We start from the raw sequence: 17,800 nt of genomic DNA on the forward strand, positions 1-17,800 counted from the left end.
CAGACGGTCTCCGCGCGGCGGCGTGCCAGACGGTCTCCGCGCCCGGCGTCGGGGTGAACGTCCGGACCTCCTGCGTGGCGCGCAGAACGGTCCCACAGCTCGGGGAGTCCGCCCGCCGGCCCGCCGGCGCGGGCCCGGACGCGCACGTTGCCCAGCGCGGCGGCCCCACCGGCCGGCCAGCACCGGCAGCCCGCAGGCGTCGGCGGTGAGCTGACAGAGCAGGGCGTTGCGGGCGCCGCCGCCGACCAGGTGGACGACGTCGACGTCCCGGCCGGACAGCTCGACCGCGCGGCGCACCGTCGCGCGGTAGGCCAGCGCCAGGCTGTCCAGGATGCAGCGCACCAGAATGCAGCGCACCGTCTCGGCCTGGCTCTGCGGCGGCGGCTGGCCGGTCTCGGCGCACACCTGGGCGATCCGCGCCGGCATGTCCCCCGGTGGCAGCAACCGGGCGTCGTCGCAATCGACGACGGCGGGAAAGGCCGACACCGGGCGGCGGCGTGCAGCAGGTCGGTCAGGTCGGCCGGCAGTCCCACGGCCTGCCAGGTGCGCACCGACTCCTGCAGCAGCTACAGCTCCATCACGGTGCGCAGGTAGCGGACCGTCCCGTCGACCCCGAGCTCGTTGGTGAACCCGGCCCGCCGGCTGGCCTCGCTCAGCACCGGCGCGGGCAGCTCCAGCCCCACCAGCGACCAGGTGCAGCAGGAGACGTAGGCGAAGCGCTCCGTCGCGGCCGGGACCCCCACGACCGCGGACGCCGTGTCGTGCGACCCCACGGCGGTGACCGGCACCGAGCCGGTGAGCCCGCTCTCGGCGAGCACGTCGTCGGTGAGGTGCCCGAGCCGGTCGCCAGGCCGGGTCAACGACGGGAACAGCCCGCGGGGCAGTTCCAGCCGGTCGATCACCTCCCAGGCCCACTCCCCCGTCGTGGCGTCGAGCAGGCCGGTGGTCGAGGCGTTGGTGACCTTAGCGCCCTCGCTCCTGGGCAGCCAGCAGGCCAGCAGGTCGGGCACGAGCAGCGCGCGCCGGGCGGCGGCCAGCCGGGCGGTGCCCCGCAGGGCGGCCAGCTGGAACACCGTGGTGAAGGGCAGGTGCTGCCGGCCGTTGACCCGGTAGAGCTCGTCCGTCGGGACGGCGGCGTGCACGTCGGGCACGGCGGTGGCGTGCCGACGGCGCGGTAGTGCACCGGGTTGCCGAGCGGGGCGCCGTTGGCGTCGAGCAGCCCGACGACCACCGCCCAGCTGTCGATGCCGACGCCGTCCAGGTCCGCCGACCTCCCGCCCGGCGGCGCGGAGGCCGTCCAGCACCCCGCCGTACAACGCCAGCACGTCCCAGTACAGCGTGCCGGCGACCCGCACCGGACGCGGTGGCGGCGACCTGGTACCGCACCGTCATGTGCGTGCCGCCGGCGACCTCTGCCAGGTCCACCCGACCGCGGACCGTCGGCAGGCCGCGGCCCCGCTCACCGAGGAGCCCGGCTCCCGTCGTGCCGGTGGACGAGTCGGCCGGCGAGCCGGCGCGGCAGCCGCCGGGTCGCACGGTGGGGGTCCTGGCGAGCGACTCCGACGCGGCGCCTCGGCTGCGGGAGCTGGGTGCCCGTGTGCGGGACTCGTGGCGCCCGCCCCGCACGCCGCATCCCAGCGGTTGCCAGACCCCGGGCCCGCCCCATCCGCGGGACCGCTCCCCTCCCCGCGATGCGCAGTTGGACGGCGGCGTGCCCTGCACCGGCTGCTGTCCTCGCGAACGCGGCGCGCAGCCGGTCCCGCACGGCCGGAGGCGTGCGGGCGGCTGCGAGCGCCGGCCGCGGGACGGGCGCCGCTCTCTTCTCCCGCTCCCAGCGCGCGGTCGAGCTGCGGGCCAGGGCGATCACGCCGGTCGTGGCGGCCACGAACCCGACGACGGTCACGGTCGGCCAGAACACGTGGGCCACCTCCCGGTGCAGCGCAGCGGTCCCGGCGCCCGGTCGTCCACCGCGCGAGCTGACCATCCCGCCGACGGGGCCGGGCAGCAAGGAGATGGACTCCGACGCAGTCCGAATCGTTGTGAACCGGTGCACGATGACCCGACGGGCGTCCGCCGAGCGCTGCACCCCAGGAGTCGCCATGGCCTACGACGCAGGACTCGCCGCGCGGGTCCATGAAGAGCTCGAGGGCCGTCCGGGCGTGACCCAGAAGGCCATGTTCGGCGGTCTCGCCTTCCTGGTGGACGGCCGGATGGCCTGTTGCGTGACCGGGGACGGTCTCCTGGTCCGACTGGCGCCGGAGGAGGCAGCGGTCGCCCTCGCCGACCCCGCCATCCGGCCGTTCGACATGGGCCGTCGCCGGATGGGGGGATGGGGCATCGTCGAACTCGCCGGCCTGGCCACGGAGGCGGACCTGCGCGGCTGGCTCGACCGAGGTGTCGCCCAAGCGAGCGCGCCCGGCTGATCGACCATCCCGAAGACCGCCGCGCGGCCGCCCGGTCCTACATCGAGTCGGTCGGCGGGCAGCTGCACGGGTTCCGGTACGCCTTCGGCCCCCATGACGGTTACACGCTCTGGTAGGCCCCCGACAACGTGTCCATGGCCGCGGTCGTCCTGGCCATCGGCGCCGGCGGTGCGCTCAACCCGTTGGAGACCACCGTGCTGCTGACGGTCGAGGAGACCATGGAGGCGATGGACAGGGCGCAGCAGGTCCGGTACCGGCCGCCGGGAGCGTAGCGCCTCCCGACGCGTGCGACACCATGTCCCTCCCGGCTCGACGACGAGCCCCCGGACGAGGGACCGCCCACGCCATGGAGCACCTGTTCACCCCGTCGACGTCCGCCGCGATCACCCGCACCCGCCGGCACTCGGTCGGTGACCTGCTGCACCGCACCGCCCGCCGGTACCCGGACAAGCTGGCCGTCGTCGCCGGCGGCCGCCGGTTCACCTTCGCCGAGTTCGACGTCGCGGTGAACCGCGCCGCCTCTGCGCTGGCCGGCCGCGGCCTGCGCAAGGGCGACCGCCTCGCGCTGCTCTCGCACAACTCGTGGCAGTACGCGGTCCTCGTCTTCGCGACGGCGCGGCTCGCGGTGGTCCTCGTCCCGGTCAACTTCATGCTCGGCGCCGACGAGATCGCCTACGTGCTCCGGCACTCGGGCGCGAGCGGCATGGTCGCCGAGGACGCACTCGTGCCCACCGCGGAGCAGGCACTGGCCACCGCCGGCGTGACGGGCGGGGTGCGGGGCTGGATCCCACTGACCGGCTCGGCGCCCGCTGCGGGCTGGGAGGACGTCGACGACTGGTGGACCGCCGGCCCGGACACCGCTCCGGACGTGACCGTCGACGACGACGACCCGCTGCGGCTGATGTACACCTCCGGCACCGAATCGCGGCCCAAGGGCGTGATGCTGTCGAGCCGGTCGCTGATCAGCCAGTACATGAGCTGCGCGATCGACGGCGGCATGAGCGCCGAGGACGTCGAGCTGCACTCCCTGCCGATGTACCACTGCGCCCAGCTGGACTGCTTCTTCTCCGTCGACGTCTACCTGGGCGCCACCAGCATCATCCTGCCCGGCCCGGACCCCGCGACGCTGCTGGCGACGATCGCGCGCGAGCAGGTCACCAAGCTGTTCTGCCCACCGACGGTGTGGATCTCGCTGCTGCGCCACCCGGACTTCGACAACACGGACCTGTCCAGCCTGCGCACGGGCTACTACGGCGCCTCCCCGATGCCGGTGGAGGTGCTGCGCGAGCTGCAGCGCCGGCTGCCGGACGTGCAGCTGTGGAACTTCTACGGCCAGACCGAGATGTCCCCGCTGGCCACGATCCTGCGCCCGCACGAGCAGCTGCCCCGGGCCGGCTCGGCCGGCCGGGCGGCGCTGAACGTCGAGACGATGCTGGTGGACGACGACGGCCACCCCGTGGCGCCCGGCGAGGTCGGTGAGATCGTGCACCGCAGCCCGCACGCCGCCCTGGGCTACTACAACGACGAGGAGAAGACCGCCGAGGCATTCCGCGGCGGCTGGTTCCACTCCGGTGACCTGGGGATCATGAGCGCCGACGGCTACCTGTCGGTCGTCGACCGCAAGAAGGACATGATCAAGACCGGCGGGGAGAACGTCGCCAGCCGCGAGATCGAGGAGACGATCTACGCACTGGACGGCGTCGCGGAGGTCGCGGTCTTCGGCATCAGCCACCCCTACTGGGTCGAGGCGGTCACCGCGGTCGTCGTCCCCAAGGCCGGCGGCGCGCTGACGGTCGAGGCCGTGCACGCTCACGCCGCGGCCACGCTCGCGGGCTTCAAACGGCCCAAGTACGTCGTCCTGGCCGACGCGCTGCCGAAGAACCCCAGCGGCAAGATCCTCAAGCGGGACCTCCGCGAGGAGCACGCCTCCCTCGCGCGGGGGACGGGGTCCGCCGGCACGGCCCAGCGGTAGTGCCCCGACGTCCGGGGACCCGACCCGGAGTGGTCACCGCTTACTGGGGTGGGGGGCGGACATGGCCACGGACCCACACGTCTTCCACCCCGGGCAGATCGTCGAGACCAGCGGCATCTACCGCTGCGACGTGGCGGAGGACGACCACTCCTTCGAGTCCACCGACGTCAAGGGCCATCGCTTCCCACCGCTCCCCCACGGGTGCCAGGGAGGCGGCTGGGTGCTGCAGCAGGCGACCGCGCACCATTGATCCGACGGGACGGGGCAACGGCCGCGGACCGTCACCGCCAGCTACCTGATCGCTGCTGTTCTGATCCGTACGGCGAGGAGACCCGATGGACCAGCGTGCCGTCCGAACGATCGGCGTGGTGGCACCCGGCCGACCGGCCATGCTCGACGACGTCGAACCCGCCCCCGGCCCCGGGCAGGCCTGGGTGTCCACCGAGTGGACCGGGATCAGCGCCGGCACCGAGGTCGCCCTGGTCCGCGGCACCGATCCGCAGCACCGGCTGTGCTGGGACCCGGACCTCCGGTCGTTCTCCTCGCACGGCCCCCCTGCCGGCTATCCGATCCGCGGGTTGGGTTACATGGAGGTCGGCCGGGTCACCGAGAGCCGAACGAAGACGCTCAGCGAGGGCTCGCTCGTCGCGATGGCCTTCGGGCACCGTACGGGGCGCTGTGTCGATCCGGCTGCCACCGTGGCGTTCCCGGTACCCGAGGACATGGACCCGCTGCTGGGCATCTACCTCGCCCAGATGGGCCCGATCTGCGTCAACGGACTGCTGCACGCCGCCGCGGACGTCGCCGGACCGGAGGCCGCGGTCGACGCCGGTGTCCGCGACCGGCACGTCCTGGTGACCGGGGCCGGCGTGATCGGACTGCTCACTGCGCTGCTGGCCGTCCACCACGGGGCCGCCGCGGTCGTCGTGGCGGAACCGTCACCCGAGCGTCGCGCGGTCGCGGAGGCACTCGGGCTGTCGGCCGTCGACGACTCGGACGGCCAGGCGTGGCTCGCTGTCAAGCAGCTGTGGCGGCACGGCCCGGGAGACCGCGGTGCCGACGTCGTCTTCCAGTGCCGGGGGCACGACATCTCCCTGGCCACCGCGCTGAAGGCCCTGCGCCCCCAGGGCACCGTGGTCGACCTCGGCTTCTACCAGGGTGGCGCGCCGTCCGTGCGGCTCGGTGAGGAGTTCCACCACAACGGCCTGGCGATCGTCTGCGCACAGATCTCCCGGGTGCCCCGCGGCATGGCAGTGGCCTGGACCCGGACGGCGCTGGCCACGGTCACTCTCGATCTGCTCCGTGCGCGAGGAGGTGACATCCGCAGGCACCTGGTGACCGATGTCGTTTCCTTCGACAACGGGCCGGAGTTCCTCGCCGATCTCGCCACGCGGCGCCGGGGCGGTTTGCAAGCGGTCCTCCAGGTCACCCCGGCGTGAGCTGGGCACACCCGGGGCGGGCACCGGGAGCTGGGTCGCCCGGACGGCGTTCGATCTGCTTCTACACGCCTTCAACCGAGCCGTCGGGGATGGGCGCGCACATGCTGGACCTGGTGGCGGAGTACGTGCCGGTCGCGGACGTGTCGGTCATGTTCCGCCCGACCGAGGGGGGCCGGCGGCTGTTGGCGGAGGCCGCCGCCCTGGGCGCGCGGACCGTGGCGATCCCGTCGCCGCGCGACCCCGACTTCGGCACCGTCGTCACGGGCTTCCTGACGTCCCATCCCGCGGACGTCTTCCACTGCCACGTCGGCATGGGCGTGGAAGACTTCGACGGCGTTCGCCTCGCGCGAGCGGCCGGCTGCGCGGCGGTCGTGCAGACCCAGCACCAGCCGTTCCTGCTGTCCCACCCCCGCAAGCGCGCCGGATGGCACCACGCCGTGGAGCAGGTGGACCGCCTCATCGCGGTGTCCGAAGCCCTGGGACGCACCTATGAACGGATCGGCGCCGCACCGGGACGCCTCACCACCGTCCCCAACGGCGTCGCCCCGCGGACACACCAGCTCGGCAGGGCAGCGGCCCGCGGCCTGCTGGGCCTGGGCAGGGAGCAGCCGGTCGTGCTGACGATCGGCCGGCTCGCACCCTTCAAAGGGCACCGTCACCTGATCGACGCCATCCCCCAGGTGGCGGCCCAGTTCCCCGAGGTCGTCGTCGTCCTCGTCGGCGACGGCGCACTGCGTGGCGCCCTGGCCAAGCACGCGGCCGGCCTCGGGATCTCCGACCGGGTGTACTTCGCCGGCCACCGACCGGACGCCCGCCTGCTGCTCGACGCTGCTGACGTGTTCGTCCTGCCCTCGCTGCACGAGGGGATGCCCCTGGTGGCGTTGGAGGCGATGGAAGCCGGGTTGCCCGTGGTCGGCACCCGTGTCACCGGAACGGAGGAGGTCGTCGTGGACGGAGAGACCGGTGCCCTGGTCCCGCCGGGGAACGCCACTGCGCTGGCCACGGCGATGGCCGCCCTGCTCCGGAACCCCGACCGGCGACGCGTGTCCGGTGAGGCGGGCCAACGCCGGTACCTGGAGCGCTTCACCCGCGACCGGATGGCCGCGGCCACCTGGGCGGTCTACGACGAGGCACTGCAGGCAGGCCGCAGCGACCCCTGCGGAGTGCAGCCGTGAGCAGGCTGCGGGTCGCCTGCGTCGGCACGGGCTTCATCGCCGGCCGGCACCTGAGCGCGCTGACCGGCTTCGACGACGTCGAGATCGTCGCTGTCGCTGACGCCGTGCCGGAACGCGCAGCGGACACGGCCGCCCGGTACGGAGCCCGCGCGTATCCCGATGGATCGGCGCTCCTGGAGTCCGAGGAGCTCGACGCGGTCTGGCTGTGCGTGCCCCCGTTCGCCCACGGCCCGCTGGAGGCAGCAGCCCTCGAGCGTCGGCTGCCGTTCTTCGTGGAGAAGCCGCTCGCCTCCGACCTGGCGACCGCCGTCCAGATCGCCGGCGCGGTCCGCGAAGCGCACCTGGTCACCGCGGTGGGCTACCACTGGCGGCACCTGGATCTGGTCCACCAGGCCGCCGGACTGCTGGTCGAGACCCCGGCGCAGCTGGTCACCGGCCACTGGCTGGACAAGACACCCCCGGTGCCGTGGTGGTCCCAGCGCACCCGATCGGGCGGGCAGGTGCTCGAGCAGACCACTCACGTCTTCGACCTGGCCCGACTGCTGGTCGGGGAGGTCGACACCATCACGGCCGCCGAGCGGACCGCCTCACGACAGCACGGCGACGACGGCGACGTCCCCACCGCGGCAAGTGCACTGCTCACCTTTGCCTCCGGGGCCGTCGGCACCATCTCCTCCGCGCGCATCCTCGGCCGGCGACACCGGGTGGGGCTGCAGCTCGTGGCCGAGGGCAGGGCCATCGACATCTCGGAGCGGGGGCTCACCGACCACGAACTCCGCGTGGCCACCGCGACGGGCGAGCGGGTCGACCAGTCGATCCAGGACCCGATCAGCCGGGAGGACCGGGAGTTCCTCGACGTGCTCCTCGGCCGGGCACCGCACACCCGGGTTCCCTACCAGGAGGCTCTGCGCAGCCACGCACTCGCCTGGGCAGCTGACCGGTCCGCGCGCGAGGGCGGCCCCATCCGGCCCGACCAACAGATCTGACCCAGGAGCCCGGGCGGTGCGTCGATCGAGCTCACGGTTGATCTCCCGCTGGCAGAACCGCGTCGGGGCCCCTTACATCCACGGCTGCGCGCCCGTAGCCTCCCCCGCGAGGTGAGCTCTCTTGACGGAGTCGGTCGCTCCACCTGCCGGGAGTCGCCGGCCACGCACCGCGCCCGCACTGGCGACTGCCCTGGTGCTGGTGCTCGCCGCCTGCGGTGGGACCAGCACCGGGGCGGGGTCGTCCGGCGGGGCAGGGTCGTCCGGCGGGGCAGGGTCGTCCAGTGAGGCGGCGTCACCAGAGGCGCTTACCCTCTACACCTGCGTCAGCGACACGACGATCCAGCCGGTCCTCGAGGCGTTCGAGAAGAGTCAGCCGGGCAGCACGGTCGACCTGTTTCGCGCCCCCACCGGGGAACTCAACGCCCGGGTGGCGGCCGACGTCCGGTCGGGCGGGCTGCGCGCCGACGTCATCTGGGGGTGTGACCCGCTGACCGTGCAGGCCTTCGTCGACCAGGGCCTCGTCGGCGGCTGGACCCCGCCCGGAGCCGACGCGATCCCCACCCAGTACCGCACCGACGACTACGTCGGCGCCGCCGTCCTCTACCTGGTGGCCGTGCACCGCACCGACGTCCCCGCACCACGTGCCTGGTCCGACCTGACCGGTCCCGACTACACCGGCGCGGTGGCCGTGCCCGACCCCTCCGTCGCCGCCTCGGCGCTCGGCGCGCTGGGCTGGTTCGCGGCGGCACCAGGCTACGGCCTGGACTTCTACCGGGACCTGAAGAGCAACGGGGCCGTCCAGGTGAAGACGCCGGACGACGTCACCACCGGCGTGGCCCAGGGCATCTACGACGCGGGCATGACCACCGCCAACGCCGCCTACGCGGCCCGGGACGACGGCTCCCCCGTGGACGTCGTCTGGCCAGAGCCTGGCGCGGTCGCCATCTATGGACCGGTCGCGCTCGCCACGCACAGCGCCGACTCGCAGGTCGCCCAGGACTTCATCTCCTTCGTCGTCGGCGCCGACGGGCAGCGGGTGCTCGGGGAGGCCGGCTCCTATCCCACCCGGCCCGGCGGGGCCGGCCCCACCGTGCCCGCGGACGCGCCGATCGTCTTCCCGGACTGGGCCACGATCGGGCAGTCCCGGGACACCATCCTCAGTAGCTACCAGCAGCTCTTCGGCGGCTGAGCGGTGCGCGGCGGCGGTTCGGCCCTGCCCCGGGCCGGCGCCACGGCCGCCGTCGTCGTCCCGCTCGCCGCCCTCGTCGCGTTCCCGTTGTTCCGGCTGGTCCAGGTGGCGTGGCAGGAGGGCGGCGGCGATCTCTCGGGCGTCCTCGGCGCGGACGGCCTGGGGACGGCGCTGCGCAACACCGTCGTCCTCGCCGCCGGCGTCACCCTCGCCGCGGTGCCGCTCGGGGTCGTGCTGGCGCTGGTGCTGCGCCGGTCGGACCTGCCCGGTCGAGCGTTCTGGCAGGCCACCGTCCTGGCGCCGGTGGTGGTGCCCGACTTCGTCCTCGGCTACAGCTGGACCCAGGCCTACGCGCGGGCGGGCTTCACCGACACCCTGCTGGGACTGTCCTGGGCCGGCGTCCAGGGCCCGCTTGGGGTGTGGCTCGTGCTGGTCGTCAACGCGTCGCCGCTGGCCTACCTGGTCGTCGCGGTCGGCCTGGCCGCCCGGGCCGAGCCGGACCTCGAACGCGCGGCCCGGGTCTCCGGCGCAGGCTCCGCGACGACGCTGGTCACCATCACGCTCCGGCTCGTGTTCCCGGCAGTGGCCGCCGCAGCCGTGCTGGTGTTCGTGCTGACCCTGGGCACCTTCGCGATCCCGCAGGTCCTCGGCGCGCCCGCCGGGTTCAGCACCGTCACCACGCGGATCTACGCCGACCTCTCCATCGGCGGCGACCCGGCGTCGTTCGTCGAGGCGGTCACTCTCGCCCTGCTGCTCGTCCTCGTCGCCGCGGCCACGGTGGCACCCGCCGACTCGATCCTCGGACCGCGGCTACGGGCTGCCCGGCCGGCCGACGCGCAGGCGGCACACCCGGTGCCCGGACGGCAGACGGTGCGGCGGGCCGAGGCCGTCGTCCTGGGCGGGTACCTGGCGTTCAGCATGTGCCTGCCACTGGCCGCGCTGGCGCTCTCCTCGGTCACCCGGGCCCTCGGGGTGCCGCCCACCCCGGCCAACTGGACCCTGGACTCCTTCCGGGGCGTGCTCACCGTCCGCACCCTCGAGGCGCTCGGCCGGAGCCTGGGCCTGTCCGTCGTCGCGGCGACCCTGCTCGTCGTGCTCGGCGGCCTGGTGGCGGTGGCCGAGCGGCGCCGCGCCGGCCGCGCGACCGCGTCCCTGATCACCCTGACCCTCGTCCTGCCCGGCTCGACGCTCGCAGTCGCGCTGCTGATCGCTTACGGGCGCTGGCTGTCCGGGTCGCTGGCGCTGATCCTGCTGGCCTACCTGGCCAAGCTGTGGGCCTTCGCGCACCGGCCGATCGCCGGCGCGCTGGACCGGCTGCCCCCCGCGGAGCTGTACGCCGCCCGGGCCAGCGGCGCCGGCGTGCTCACCGCCGTCCGCACCGTCGCGCTGCGGCCGTTGGCGCCGGCCCTGCTCGGGGCGTGGCTGGTCTGCTTCCTCACCGCCCTGCACGAGGTCACCATGTCCAGCCTGCTCTACGGCCCGGGCAGCGAGACGCTGGCGGTCATCGTGCTCAACAGCTCCGAGCTCGGCCGGATCGGGCCGACCGCGGCACTGTCCGTCGTCCTCACCCTGCTCGTCGCCGTCCCGGGGATCCTGCTGTGGTGGGCCAGCAACCGGCTGCGGACACGTGCCGGCTGAACCGGCGCTCGAGGTCCGGGACCTCGTCGTGGCCTACGGCCGGACGACGGCGCTGTGCGGGGTGAGCCTCAGCGTCGGGACGGCGGAGGTGCTGGCCCTGCTCGGCCCGTCGGGCTCGGGCAAGTCGACCCTGCTCCAGGCCGTGGCCGGGTTCGTCGTGCCCAGCGCCGGCACCGTCCGGCTGGGCGGGACGACCGTGGCGGGCAACTGCCGGCCGGTCCCACCGGAGCGCCGGGACCTCGGGGTGGTCTTCCAGAACTACGCGCTGTGGCCGCACCTGTCGGCGCTGGACACCGTGGCCTATCCCGCCCGGCGGCGCGGCGTCGGCCGGCCGCAGGCCCGCAGCGAGGCACGGGCAATTTTGGAGCGGCTGCGCATCGCGCACCTGGCCGACCGGAAGCCCGCCGAGCTCTCCGGCGGCGAGCAGCAGCGGGTGGGCCTGGCCCGGGCGCTGGCCCGCCGGCCCGCGGTCTACCTGTTCGACGAGCCGACCGCGCACCTGGACACCCACGTGCGCGGGGTCTTCCTCGCCGAGCTGGTCGCCCGCCAGCGCGAGGCCGGCGCCGCCGCCGTGTACGCCACGCACGACGCGGAGGAAGCGCTGGGGCTGGCCGACCGGGTCGCCCTGCTGTCCGAGGGACGGCTGTTGCAGATCGGCACGCCTCAGCAGGTCTACGACGAGCCCGTGGACCTGTTCGCCGCCCGGCTCACCGGCCCCGCGTCGCTGATCGACGCCCCGGACGGTGGGGGCACGGTGCTGGTGCGGCCCGGCTGGGCGCGGCTCGGGGGCCCGCTGGAGGCCGAGGTGCGCGCGGTCTGGTTCCGCGGCCCGCACTCCGACCACCTGGTCGCCGGCCCGTTGGGTGAGCTGCTCGTCCGGGAGCCCGGCCCGCCGCGGCACCCGGTCGGCGCCCGGGTGGGGTGGACGCTGCTGCGCAGCTGGCCGCTACCCGGGCCGACCGGGTGAGAGTCAGCCGAGCATCGCGGGCACCACCGACCGTGCCTGCCGGTCGTTGACGATCGCCAGGTGCCGCTGGGTGTAGCGGCGCAGCAGGGCGACCTGGCTGTCGGTCAGCCGGTCGCAGACCCACTCCCAGTGCAGCGACACCCAGTCCCCGGGGCGCACGCCGCCGACCATCCCCACGCCGTCGACCGACTGCACGACGGTCTCCGTCGTGCTCGGTCCCAGGCCCAGGACGTCGCCGTCCCAGGTGAGCGGCTGGCTCTCCACCACGACCTGGTCGCCGGAGACGGCCAGCACCCGCCCCCAGCGGATTCGGCACCGGTCGAGCACGGTGAGCGCGTGCGGCGCCTTGCGCCGGTCGGTGAGCAGGCCGGTGTAGGGGTAGATGCAGAAGACGGCGAAGCTGTGGTGCGGCACTCCCCCGGCGAGCACCCCCTCGGTGAGACTCCCGAACATCGCCCCGGTCATGTGCCGGAACCGGTCCTCCATGGAGTTGCCGACCGCCCGGGTGCCGACCTGGTCCAGCCGGCGGCTCCCGATCCAGTACGCCTCCACCACCCGGCGGTCCAACGGGTCGGCCAGTCCGGTGGCGCCGGCGATCAGCTGGAGGTAGGGCCAGGCCCCGGCGAACTGCTGGGCCATGGCCCGTAGGCCTTTGTCATCGACCCCGGCGACGCCGTGCTCGAAGAACTCCCCGGAGTCCGCCGGCCCGCAGAAGCCGTGGGAGTTGGGTGGAAAGGCGTAGCGGGCGAACAGCACCGGTCCTGGCACGACCCGTGGCCTCGCATCGACCCCGAGACCCGTCACCAGGCCGGTCATCGGTCCGCCCCGGCCTGCTCGACGGACGGGTCGCTGCGTGCGCGGCCCATCATCTCCAGGCCGGACATCGCCCGCTCGGCGCCGTCGGCGTCGGTGAGCTCGACCGCAAAGCCCATGTGGACGAGCACCCACTGCCCTGGCCGCGGCGCGTCGTCGAGCAGGCCGATGTTGATCCGACGGGCCACGCCCTCGATGTCGACGAGGGCGATCTGATCGCCGTAACCGTCGACCATGCCGACCACGCGGCCGGGAATTCCGAGGCACATCTCAGGACACCTCCGCCCGGGTCAGCTCGCGGGTCAGCAGGGCCTGCACCGTGCGCACGGCCTCATCGACTGCCTGCTCGACGGGCGGCGTGAGACCGATCCGCTCGTCGACGTCGGTGACCTGGCAGCCCACCAGCAGGGTGATCTGCGGAACCTTTCCGCCGAGCGCCGCCAGACTGGCCAGCACGGTGGCCGGGTCCATGCTGTGCGCGTCGACCTGCCCTCCCGCAGGAACGTCCTCCGCGCCGAGCTCCAGGACGACGATGCGGCTGGGGTCACCCCGGTCGGGCAGCGCGTCGATGAGGATCAGCCCGTCCCACGGGTCGAGCAGGTCGTAGGCCAGATGCAGCCCGCGGATGCCGTAGTCGACGATCCGGACCTCCTCAGGGAAATCGTGCTGCCCGGCCAGCCGGCGGACGACCTCGGGGCCGAAGCCGTCGTCGCCGAGGAGGACGTTGCCGATGCCGGCGACCAGCACGCGACCCGCCACGTCAGGGCTGGTCCTCTGCGCGCGAGGTGCCCTTGGTGTGTGCCGGCCCCACCCGGTCGTCGTCGAGGTCGGTCTCCGGCATCGAACTCGCCGGCTGCTCATCGGCGGGCGAACCGGTTGCCCCGCCCGGCGTGCTGCCGGGGTCGGGTGCCTTCATCTCGTCGTCCGCGACCGGTCCGGTGGCGCCGGCGGTCTTGGCGCCGTCCTTCGTCGACTTCTGCTTGTCGTCGACATCGGCCGTCTCCCGGCGCCCTTCATACGGTGGCACCGTCTTACCTCGGGTGTCGACGCCTTCTGGACCGTGTCGGCTGTCGGGCCCGTTCGGATCAACGGTCATGTTCTCCTCCTGTGGTCGTGGGCCTAGCGCCCGGTTGGCAGGTCGGGCGCATCAGGGTCTGAGGACTTCTGCGGCAGGACCGAGGTGTCGGACTTCTCGTCCGCTGTACCCGCGGGGCGGTCGACCGGGCCGCCGGACGGCTCGTCCGACCCGGTGTCGCGTGAGCCCTGGGGGCCGCGCTCGGTCTGCGGCTCCTCTTCGAGGTGCGCACCTGGCGTCTCGCTCATCGAGTCCTCCTCCTACCGCTCACATCGAGCGCACTTTCAGGTACCTGCGGATGTCGGGGATCGACTGGACCCCGACGACGACGGCGACCATGGCAACGACCGCGCCCAAACCCGCGGTGACCATGCCTAGGCTTCTCATGAGCGACTCTCCTCTCGCTGTACCGGGTCTGGTTTGGCTGGTTCTGGCTGGGCCGGACCTTCTGCTGAGGCACTGACGCCCAGCGGCTCGAGCTCGTCGGGCGCGAAGTAGAAGTACCGGCCGTACCAGTCGTGCAGATCCGCCGCCGGATCGTCGACGAGGACGAGGGCCACGTGCACGGCGCCATCGACGTCGGAGAGCACCGCGGTCACCCGGGCCACCTGATCGGCGAAGAACAGGTCCTGCGCGTCGGCTCGACGCGACGGGTGCACCCGCACCAGGCTGCCCCTGGCCACGGGAACTCCGTCGATCACGACCGCATCGGTCCCTGGCTGCACGTCGGCGTCGGCCTCGGGGTCCCACCAGGGGACGTCGCCGGTGCCGAAGCTGGGCGGCTCGGCGTTCCGGAGATCGGCGTCGCGCAGGTCGGTGAACGGCGTCTCGACAGCCTCCACCAGCGCCGCCGCGTGCGGATCGCGCAGGATGCCGTGCAGTTGTTGCAGGTCCGCGGCCGACATGTCGTCGCAGCGGTCGATGATCGCCCGTGCCAGTGGGTCGGTGGCCCGCGCCTCCGCCTTCTCCTCGTCGGTCAAGGTCATCACCCGCAGCGTGAGGATCTCGTCGATCTCGGTGCCGTCGAACAGCGCACCGGGGCTCTGCTCGGCCACTTCGGGGTAGTCGTAGAGGATGATCGGGGCGCCGAGCACGACGTCGGTCGCCCCCGGTGCGCCGGCCAGCACCGGCCAGCAACGCCGCTGGGAACACCTGGTGGCCGCCCCGCTCGCCTCGTCGGACGGCTCGAGGAGCGAGACGAAGTCGGCGCCCTGCGCCTTGAGCACGAGGTGCGCTCCGATCAGCGAGCTGCGGATGGCGGCGTCCTTGTTTTCTGCCGGCCCGGGATGTTGGTTGTCCACCGACACCGACAGCCGGAGGAAGTCGCCGTCGGCGGTGGTGTGCATCGCGACCCGGGCCGCCAGCGGCCAACGGCGGCGGAGAACCCGGCCCACGACGTGGCCGCGGGAGTCCGACAGTGGCTCGACGTCCTCACCCCCGGGAACCTCGAGCAGCGTCTCGACGGGATCGGCCAGGGCGTGCGCAGGCAGGGTGATCTCGCGCTCGACCGCCTCGTCCCAGCTGAGCACCGATAGCCCGTCCACGGTGAGCTCGTCGACCGGGACGAAGCGGCCGTCCGCGTCGAGCCGCTGTACCTCGCGGGCCTGGAGGTGCAGGAAGCGCAGGTGGACGGTGATCGAGCCGGGTCGCTGACCTGGCGCGAGCAGGCACTGCATCGCCATGCCCGGTTCCTCGCCGAGGCCGACCGCCGAGGCGCCGGGCGGGCCGAGCACACCGAACTGCCAGCGCGACTGGTTCTTCCGCGAGCTCGCGCGGTAGGGGTAGAGCAGGTAGCCCTCGTAGAGCACCGCGTCGGCAATCGTGCGGACCTTGTCGATACCACTGTCGGGGCTCATGACACGGTCTGCCCCTCGGCGGCCAGCAACGTCTGCACCGTCTCTTCCCAGCTGATCAGCCCGTGCCGCGAGCGGTAGTCGGCGAGCAGGGTGAGCACGTCGGAGTCCAGTCGCAGCCAGCCGGTGTGGGGAAAGAATGACGCGATCATCTGCTGCCACACCGCGACCGGAAGGTCATACCTGGCCTCGCAGTCCCACGGCACCGGCTGCACCCCGAAGCCGTTACTGCCCCGGGTGAACACGGTGCCGGAGAAGAGCAGCGTGATCGGCACCGTGCCCGCGTCGATGGCGTGCAGGTAACGCGAGCCGATCACGTCGAAGTCGTAGGTGCACGGCAGCACGAGGTCGACGTCGCAGCCGCCGGTGAATCCCTGCACGGTCGTGTTGCACTGCATCCACTGGAACGGCTTCAAGGTGTCCACCCACCTGTCCCGCTCCCCGAACAAGCCGCGCAGACCACGAGTCTCGGCCTCGTCGTAGTGCCGGCGCTGCGGCTCGATCCGCACCTGGCACCGCAGCGCGATGGCGTGGATCACCTGCCCGGTGGCCTCCTCGATCCGGAGTCGGGCGGTCAGCTGCGGAGCAACGGCGTACGGCTCGGCGAAGACGTCGAGCACGGCGAACGAGTAGTCGCTCATGGCGCGGGCTCCGGAACGGCACCGACCGAAGGCGCGGGCCGGCTGCGGACCTGCACCTGGGCGAAGAACGCATCCATCGCCTCGTGCACCTCGGAACCGCCGTCGAACCCTCGCCACAGCATCCGTAGCCGGCCGACCAGCTCGTAGCACGCGTCGATCGGCACCAGGTAGCACGAGCCGCTCGTCCCGTCGTCCCGGCGCACCAGCAGTGCCTCGACGTCGGGGCGCAGCACACCGAGCTCGGGGTTGTGCTCGACGATCCGGTCCCAGGCATCCAGCGGCAGATCGGACTCGGTGGCGCCGGCGGGGCTGGGGTAAAAAGCGATCGTGCGCCGTTGCACGGAGTTCTGGAAGAGGAAGGCCAGCCCGACCGGGATCTGCAGTTCGTCCCAGGCCCGCGCGTCCAGCGGAAGGCCGGGAAAGCGCAGGTACCGTTCGGGCACCGCCCGATAGCGCAGGTGCGCGTCCTGATCGGTGAACAGCAGGTAGCAGGCGCGGCACGTGCACATCAGCGCGCGGCTGTCCAGGTTCACCACATGGGAATGGGTGGCCGCGATCGACTCCGCGCACATCTCGCAGCGCTCGCCGACAACCGGCGCCGGCCGGTTCCGGGCGATCCGCCGCAGCGCGGCCAGCGGGACACCTGATCGACCGGGGCCGGTCATACCGCGACCGGGAACGGCACGGCGACCGAGACGGTGACCCCATCGGCCAGCAGCGGCAACGGGGCAAGATGGAGGCCCTCGGCGTCCAGGCAGACACCGGCCCGTCGCACGTCGTAGTGCGCGGCACAGCTGGGACAGCGCAGCACCGCGTCCCCGGTGGCGCCACCCAGCCGGCGGGCCAGTACGGCACCGCCCATCGACTGCTCGCAGCGGGCACACCGGTCCCGGAAGGCGAACAGGTCCGCGCCGATCCGGCACGCCACGATGGGGACAGAACCGGCGAGCACCCGAGTGACCCCACCGGAGGGCAGCCCGTCCAGCTCCGGGATCGGCTGCCAGGACGAGCCGCCGGCCGTCTGCGGACCGGCGGCCGACCCGAGCCGGGCGCGCAGCGATTCGACCGGGATCACCGGCCCGGCAGTGTCCTCCGTCGCGGTCTCGACCTCGATCGTGGTGATCTCGGGAGCAGCGGCCTCGATCGCCCCCTCGACGGCGAGCTTCAGGGTGACCGAGGAGGACGGGCAGCCGTCACAGCTGCCCAGCAGCCGCAGCCGGACGACCACCTCGCCGCTGTCGTCCTCGGTGACCTCGAGCAGCTCCACGTCCCCGCCGTGCGAGCCGAGGTAAGGCCGGACGCTGTCCAGCGCCTGCTCGACCCGAGTGACCACGTCGTAGGGATGCAGGCCGTGCACGAGCAGCAGACTGGCCACCAGATCGTCCTTGGCCAGCGCGTCCAGGACCACGTCGTCGAGATGGCCGAGGTCGTGCACGATGTCGAGCACCCGTTCCAGTCCGGCCCCGTAGAGGTCGGCCACCAGGCGGACGAGCTCCTCGGTCCGTTCCCGGGCGACGGCGCCACCCGACGCGCTGGCGTCGATCAGCGTGTCGATGCGCTCACCGGCCGCCCGCCAGTCCGGTGGCCCGTGATCGGCCGGCACGCCCTCCGTCTGCGCTGCCACTTCTC

At 73.1% G+C, this 17,800-nt stretch carries 21 protein-coding genes and 1 pseudogene; 10 read left to right on the plus strand and 12 right to left on the minus strand.

All coding sequences use genetic code 11. From position 1 onward, the window contains the following. Positions 1 to 189: 189 nt before the first annotated feature. Both BLW04_RS29530 and BLW04_RS27430 read right to left on the minus strand, forming a co-directional pair. Positions 190 to 486, minus strand: a pseudogene (locus BLW04_RS29530) (FGGY-family carbohydrate kinase); the annotation flags it as partial. A gap of 80 nt (positions 487 to 566) precedes the next feature. Next, the gene (locus BLW04_RS27430; protein ID WP_371327779.1) at positions 567 to 1,355 is read right to left on the minus strand and encodes an FGGY family carbohydrate kinase; all 789 of its coding nucleotides are present in this window, start codon (positions 1,353 to 1,355) and stop codon (positions 567 to 569) included. 420 nt (positions 1,356 to 1,775) lie between these two features. On the opposite strand from BLW04_RS27430, the gene BLW04_RS27435 reads away from it, so the two are divergent. The 10 genes from BLW04_RS27435 (at position 1,776) to BLW04_RS08350 (ending at position 11,789) form a co-directional block, all read left to right on the plus strand. Next, complete coding sequence (locus tag BLW04_RS27435) at positions 1,776 to 2,423, plus strand: TfoX/Sxy family protein (protein ID WP_217630917.1); 648 nt, start codon at positions 1,776 to 1,778, stop codon at positions 2,421 to 2,423. A gap of 134 nt (positions 2,424 to 2,557) precedes the next feature. Next, positions 2,558 to 2,695: a hypothetical protein gene (locus tag BLW04_RS27440; protein ID WP_217630918.1), complete on the plus strand. Its 138-nt coding sequence runs from the start codon at positions 2,558 to 2,560 to the stop codon at positions 2,693 to 2,695. Between the two features lie 74 nt (positions 2,696 to 2,769). Then, positions 2,770 to 4,395 (plus strand): acyl-CoA synthetase, encoded by a 1,626-nt coding sequence (locus BLW04_RS08315; protein ID WP_091538489.1) that lies wholly within the window; start codon positions 2,770 to 2,772, stop codon positions 4,393 to 4,395. A 61-nt stretch (positions 4,396 to 4,456) separates the two neighbouring features. Beyond that, complete coding sequence (locus BLW04_RS08320; protein ID WP_091538492.1) at positions 4,457 to 4,645, plus strand: hypothetical protein; 189 nt, start codon at positions 4,457 to 4,459, stop codon at positions 4,643 to 4,645. An 85-nt stretch (positions 4,646 to 4,730) separates the two neighbouring features. Continuing rightward, positions 4,731 to 5,834 carry a zinc-dependent alcohol dehydrogenase gene (locus BLW04_RS08325; protein WP_091538496.1) on the plus strand — a complete coding sequence of 368 codons (1,104 nt, stop codon included), beginning with the start codon at positions 4,731 to 4,733 and terminating at the stop codon, positions 5,832 to 5,834. An 89-nt stretch (positions 5,835 to 5,923) separates the two neighbouring features. Further along, positions 5,924 to 7,009 carry a glycosyltransferase family 4 protein gene (locus BLW04_RS08330; RefSeq protein ID WP_091538500.1) on the plus strand — a complete coding sequence of 362 codons (1,086 nt, stop codon included), beginning with the start codon at positions 5,924 to 5,926 and terminating at the stop codon, positions 7,007 to 7,009. Next, a complete protein-coding gene (locus BLW04_RS08335; RefSeq protein WP_091538506.1) occupies positions 7,006 to 7,995 on the plus strand; it encodes a Gfo/Idh/MocA family protein in 990 nt (329 codons plus the stop codon). The genes BLW04_RS08330 and BLW04_RS08335 overlap by 4 nt, the downstream gene beginning before the upstream one ends. Positions 7,996 to 8,116: 121 nt before the next feature. Next, positions 8,117 to 9,184 (plus strand): extracellular solute-binding protein, encoded by a 1,068-nt coding sequence (locus BLW04_RS08340; RefSeq protein WP_091538510.1) that lies wholly within the window; start codon positions 8,117 to 8,119, stop codon positions 9,182 to 9,184. A gap of 3 nt (positions 9,185 to 9,187) precedes the next feature. Further along, positions 9,188 to 10,822 (plus strand): ABC transporter permease, encoded by a 1,635-nt coding sequence (locus BLW04_RS08345; protein WP_091538513.1) that lies wholly within the window; start codon positions 9,188 to 9,190, stop codon positions 10,820 to 10,822. Continuing rightward, positions 10,812 to 11,789 (plus strand): ABC transporter ATP-binding protein, encoded by a 978-nt coding sequence (locus BLW04_RS08350; protein ID WP_091538517.1) that lies wholly within the window; start codon positions 10,812 to 10,814, stop codon positions 11,787 to 11,789. Before BLW04_RS08345 ends, BLW04_RS08350 begins: the two co-directional genes overlap by 11 nt. 3 nt (positions 11,790 to 11,792) lie before the next feature. Here the strand turns inward: BLW04_RS08350 and BLW04_RS08355 are convergent, their stop codons facing one another. The 10 genes from BLW04_RS08355 to BLW04_RS08395 form a co-directional block, all read right to left on the minus strand. Beyond that, entirely contained in the window at positions 11,793 to 12,557 is a 765-nt protein-coding gene (locus BLW04_RS08355; RefSeq protein ID WP_254781178.1) for a DUF6390 family protein, read from the minus strand. A gap of 44 nt (positions 12,558 to 12,601) precedes the next feature. Continuing rightward, positions 12,602 to 12,871 carry a HypC/HybG/HupF family hydrogenase formation chaperone gene (locus BLW04_RS08360; RefSeq protein WP_091538524.1) on the minus strand — a complete coding sequence of 90 codons (270 nt, stop codon included), beginning with the start codon at positions 12,869 to 12,871 and terminating at the stop codon, positions 12,602 to 12,604. Between the two features lies 1 nt (position 12,872). Continuing rightward, complete coding sequence (locus BLW04_RS08365; RefSeq protein ID WP_254781179.1) at positions 12,873 to 13,361, minus strand: hydrogenase maturation protease; 489 nt, start codon at positions 13,359 to 13,361, stop codon at positions 12,873 to 12,875. A 1-nt stretch (position 13,362) separates the two neighbouring features. Beyond that, the gene (locus tag BLW04_RS26600) at positions 13,363 to 13,629 is read right to left on the minus strand and encodes a hypothetical protein (protein ID WP_254781180.1); all 267 of its coding nucleotides are present in this window, start codon (positions 13,627 to 13,629) and stop codon (positions 13,363 to 13,365) included. A 92-nt stretch (positions 13,630 to 13,721) separates the two neighbouring features. Beyond that, positions 13,722 to 13,925 carry a hypothetical protein gene (locus BLW04_RS25810; RefSeq protein WP_139306776.1) on the minus strand — a complete coding sequence of 68 codons (204 nt, stop codon included), beginning with the start codon at positions 13,923 to 13,925 and terminating at the stop codon, positions 13,722 to 13,724. Positions 13,926 to 13,944: 19 nt separating this feature from the next. After that, on the minus strand, positions 13,945 to 14,064 hold the full coding sequence (locus BLW04_RS29535; RefSeq protein WP_091538531.1) for a DUF6893 family small protein: 120 nt from the start codon (positions 14,062 to 14,064) through the stop codon (positions 13,945 to 13,947). Continuing rightward, on the minus strand, positions 14,061 to 15,533 hold the full coding sequence (locus tag BLW04_RS08380) for a hypothetical protein (protein ID WP_217630919.1): 1,473 nt from the start codon (positions 15,531 to 15,533) through the stop codon (positions 14,061 to 14,063). The genes BLW04_RS29535 and BLW04_RS08380 overlap by 4 nt, the downstream gene beginning before the upstream one ends. Continuing rightward, complete coding sequence (locus BLW04_RS08385) at positions 15,530 to 16,171, minus strand: DUF6084 family protein (protein WP_091538533.1); 642 nt, start codon at positions 16,169 to 16,171, stop codon at positions 15,530 to 15,532. Before BLW04_RS08385 ends, BLW04_RS08380 begins: the two co-directional genes overlap by 4 nt. Then, a complete protein-coding gene (locus tag BLW04_RS08390) occupies positions 16,168 to 16,836 on the minus strand; it encodes a DUF5947 family protein (RefSeq protein WP_091538537.1) in 669 nt (222 codons plus the stop codon). The genes BLW04_RS08385 and BLW04_RS08390 overlap by 4 nt, the downstream gene beginning before the upstream one ends. Next, entirely contained in the window at positions 16,833 to 17,795 is a 963-nt protein-coding gene (locus tag BLW04_RS08395; RefSeq protein ID WP_254781181.1) for a NifU family protein, read from the minus strand. Before BLW04_RS08395 ends, BLW04_RS08390 begins: the two co-directional genes overlap by 4 nt. Between the last annotated feature and the right edge of the window lie 5 nt (positions 17,796 to 17,800).

Source organism: Modestobacter sp. DSM 44400, from assembly GCF_900107175.1.
Lineage (GTDB): Bacteria > Actinomycetota > Actinomycetes > Mycobacteriales > Geodermatophilaceae > Modestobacter.